The sequence below is a fragment of the Roseiarcus sp. genome, assembly GCF_052145395.1.
Classification (GTDB): domain Bacteria; phylum Pseudomonadota; class Alphaproteobacteria; order Rhizobiales; family Beijerinckiaceae; genus Roseiarcus.
Map to the genome: position 1 here is coordinate 1 of NZ_JBKQOT010000612.1, position 3,976 is coordinate 3,976.

At 62.8% G+C, this 3,976-nt stretch carries 4 protein-coding genes; 2 read left to right on the plus strand and 2 right to left on the minus strand.

Annotation, left to right across the window (positions count from 1 at the left end; genetic code table 11):
- Together ACLP25_RS20995 and petA are read right to left on the minus strand one after the other, a co-directional pair.
- A partial coding sequence (locus ACLP25_RS20995; protein ID WP_442471090.1) for a cytochrome b occupies positions 1-800 on the minus strand: 800 nt, incomplete at its 3' end.
- A 66-nt stretch (positions 801-866) separates the two neighbouring features.
- Complete coding sequence (gene petA, locus ACLP25_RS21000; protein ID WP_442471091.1) at positions 867-1,388, minus strand: ubiquinol-cytochrome c reductase iron-sulfur subunit; 522 nt, start codon at positions 1,386-1,388, stop codon at positions 867-869.
- 293 nt (positions 1,389-1,681) lie between these two features.
- Between petA and ACLP25_RS21005 the strand changes: the two genes are divergently transcribed.
- Positions 1,682-2,158 carry a tRNA (cytidine(34)-2'-O)-methyltransferase gene (locus ACLP25_RS21005; RefSeq protein WP_442471092.1) on the plus strand — a complete coding sequence of 159 codons (477 nt, stop codon included), beginning with the start codon at positions 1,682-1,684 and terminating at the stop codon, positions 2,156-2,158.
- Positions 2,159-2,266: 108 nt separating this feature from the next.
- Entirely contained in the window at positions 2,267-2,926 is a 660-nt protein-coding gene (locus tag ACLP25_RS21010; protein WP_442471093.1) for a response regulator, read from the plus strand.
- Positions 2,927-3,976 lie beyond the last annotated feature (1,050 nt).

The window sequence follows — 3,976 nt, forward strand, 5'->3', positions numbered from 1 at the left end:
TAGTTCGGGATGTAGAAGACGAACCAGGCGTAAAGAATCAGGAACAACGAAAGAGCGAACACATCCTTGATCGTCGCGTAGGGCGTGAACGCCATGGTGTCGCGTTCGACGTCCTTGACCTCGACGCCGTCCGGATTGTTCTGCCCGACGACGTGAAGCGCCCAGACGTGCAGCCCGACAAAGGCGGCGATGACGAACGGCAAGAGATAGTGCAGCGAGAAGAACCGGTTCAGCGTCGGCCCGCCGACGGCGTAGCCGCCCCAAAGCCAGTGGGCGACGCTGGTCCCCACGATGGGAATGGCGGACGTGAGGTTCGTGATGACCGTCGCGCCCGCGAAGCTCATCGAGCCCCAGGGCAGCACGTAGCCGAGGAAGGCGGTCGCCGTCATGAGGAAGTAGATGACGACGCCAATGATCCAGAGCAGTTCGCGCGGCGGCTTAAAGGACCCGTAATAGATCCCGCGGAGCATGTGAATGTACACGGCAAGGAAAAACAGCGTCGCGCCGTTGGTATGCATGTAGCGGACCAGCCAGCCGTAGTTGACGTCCCGCATGATGTGGTTGATCGACTGGAACGCCTCGGTCGCGGAGGGAACGTAGTGCATCGCCAGCACGATGCCGGTGAGGATCTGCGCGATCAGCATGAACGACAGGATCGCGCCGAATGTCCACATGTAATTGAGATTGCGCGGCACCGGATAGGCGATGAACGACGAGTGGACGAGGCCCATCACGGGCAGGCGCGACTCGAACCAGCGCCCGATCGCGCTTTTGGGAACGTAGGTCGAAGGACCGCTCATGGGTGGCTCTCAGGAAGGCATTGCTTGAGTGGGGACTGCGGCGAAGTTGGTGTCAATCGGCTGAGATCAGCCGATTTTCACCTTCGTGTCGCTGAGGAACGTATACTCCGGCACCGCGAGGTTGAGAGGCGCGGGCCCCTGCCGGATACGGCCCGAGGTGTCGTACACCGAGCCGTGGCAGGGGCAGAGCCAACCCTCGTACTTTCCTTCGTGCCCGAGCGGCACGCACCCGAGATGCGTGCAGACGCCGACAATGATCAGCCATTCGGGCTTCTTCACCCGCTGCGCGTCGGTCTGCGGGTCGCGAAGGTCGCTGAGCTCAACGTTCGCCGCGTCCTCAATTTCCTTCTTCGTGCGGTGACGAATGAAGACGGGGCCGCCGCGCCACTTGACGGTCACGATCTGCCCCTCAGGGATCGCCCCGATGTCGACCTCGATCGACGCCATGGCGAGCGTCGAGGCGTCCGGGTTCATCTGATCAATGAATGGCCACGCGACTGCGGCCACGCCGACTGCGGCGACGGCGCCGGTGGCGAGGTAAAGAAAATCTCTGCGGCTTGGTGCTTCGATCGTCGTAGCGGCGGTCAATTCAACCCCCAAGGAGTGCCCTTAACAATGCGCGCCGAACCCATCTGCGCGCGTTCATCGGCGGCGTCATGTGATGGCTCCGGCCCCCGAATCAACGCGCCGAACTCTGTCGGCGTCTATCGTCCGGCGCACCGCGGCGCCGGGCGACAATCGAGGCGGCTGTTCGCATTGATCCCAATCGATGTCCATAGGACCAGAACACAGGAGGTCTTTGCCTTTCGTCGTGTTCGCCGAACGCCTTTTCGCGGGGCCGCTTCGCTGACTTTTCCTCCTGTTGGCGGAGGCGCCAAACCGTGAGCCGGGTCCCCTCGCCGCTTCTCCTCGCTCTTTACCAGCCAGACATCGCGCAGAACGCCGGCGCAATGATGCGCACGTGCGCCTGCCTCGGCGTCGACGCCGCAATCATCGAGCCGGCTGGCTTTCGGATCGGCGACAGCCGATTCAGACGCGCCGGAATGGACTACCTCGAGGCCTTGTCGGTTGCGCGACACGACTCCTGGGCCAAGTTCGAGATTTGGCGAAAAGATTCAGGCCGGAGACTCGCGCTCCTGACCACCAAAGGCGAAACGAGGCTTTGGGATTTCGTCTTCCGGCCGGGCGATATTTTGCTTGTCGGCCGCGAGTCGGCTGGCGTGCCCGATTCGGTCGCCGCCTCGGCGGATGCGCGGATCCGCATTCCGATCCATTCCCCCTTGCGATCGCTCAATGTCGGCATCGCCGCGACAATCGCTCTCGTCGAAGCGCTTCGTCAGATCAACCGCTTGCCATAAATTGGAGCGGCTCGAAAAATTCAACTTTCGTCTGTGACGAGGACGTGACAATGACGCATCGTTGGGCGATGGTCGAGCGTCCGGCCGGCTCGAACGGCGGAGGGTAAGATGGATACGGTACGGGTCTTGATCGCGGACGATCATCCCTTGGTGGTCGGCGGATTGCGTGAGGCGGTGCTCGCCGCTGCGCCCGGAGCCGAGATTGCCGTAGCGCACGATTTCGACAGCATGGCCGCGGCGCTGGAAGCGGCGCCGGAAACCGACCTCGTGCTGCTCGATCTGAGCATGCCGGGCGTACGGGGATTCTCGGGTTTGTTGTTCCTGCGGTCGGAGCGGCCGTCCACGCCGGTCGTCATCGTTTCGGGAAACGAGGACCGCGCCGTGATCCGGCACTGCCTCGAGTTCGGCGCGTCGGGATTCATCCCCAAGTCGAACTCGCTGGAGACGATGCGCGACGCGATCGCGCAGGTCCTCGACGGCGGGCGCTGGACCCCGCCGGACTTCGACCCCAACGCGCAGTCGAACCGCGAGGCGAGCGTGCTGGCGCGTCGGCTCGCCACGCTGACGCCCCAGCAGATTCGTGTGTTGATGATGCTCTCGCAGGGCCTCCTGAACAAACAGATCGCCTATGAGCTCAGCGTCTCCGAGGCCACCGTGAAGGCGCACGTTTCGGCCATCCTGCAAAAGCTCGGCGTGGAGAGCCGCACCCAGGCGGTGATCCTCGCCACCAAGATCGAGACTGCGCAGGAACTTTCCATCGCCTCCTGAGGCGCGCGGCCGGCGCTGGTCGTCGGGCGGCGCCCGAAGGACACAATTCGACCGCGACGACTCTGGTTCAAATGATACGCGCAGACACGCGCTTTCGTCCTTTCTTGCGGCCTCTGAGCTGGAATCGGCGCTGCGAACCCGCGAAAGCGGGCCGAAACAGGCTGAAAACCTGGCCCGGACGGCGTCGATTTTTTGGATCGTCCAAGGGATTTCAAGGCTTTAGGCCCAAGATTCGGATTCCCATGACGTCGAAATTTGATTTGCCATATTCTCGCCACATTATCGGAAGCCCGACGCGACGCGCAGCCACGCCGCAACGATCGCTGACGCTGAGCGCGGCAGTCGGCCGAAACCGAGCGCGCATATCGCGAGCGCGGGCCGGTCGATAGGAACGGCGGCGAATCAGGAGGGCGAGGAGCGACATCGCGGGTTCGATCAGGGGACCAAGAATCAACCTACCCGGATTTTCTCTTTATCGCAAGAATATTCTGCAGGTATTCTGCCAATCACACTGGACCGGCTCCGTCGGCCGGACGAGGCGCGAAGGGGAGGCTTGGGAGTCACCCGAAGCCTATCACGCAGCCTTGGAGCGAACATTCGGCCCTTTTGCCGACTCCCGCGCATCGGCCAGCCGGTCGACGAATTGGCGCAGGGCTTACCGGCGATTTCGCTTCCAGACCCCTTACATCGTTTGCACGGAAGAAACCGCGGACATTTTCATTCGCGCGATCCTCCACACCGCCCAAGACATCCGCCCGCAGTTTTTCCAGTGACGGCGCGGATCCCGTTCGCTGCATGGTTGCTTGTCGCGTATCGTCACTGTTGGACTTTTGCGAAATCCCAGTGGTCCAACACGGACGGAGGATCGGCGAACGCACGCCGCCGATCCTCGCGACTTTCGACTAGGCGCGGACGGACGCGCCCTTAACAGCACGGTGACGAAGTCCCGTTTTTCAGCTTGAGGGCGGCGCGGCGACGATGACGACGAGCGCGGCGAATTCGCCGTCGACGGTCACGATCAGGCCGAAGGCCAGCGCTGCGTCGGTTTGT

Coding starts and splice junctions, on each gene's coding strand:
- ACLP25_RS21010 (WP_442471093.1), top strand. CDS start 2,267: ATGGATACGGTACGGGTCTTGATCGCGGACGATCATCCCTTGGTGGTC.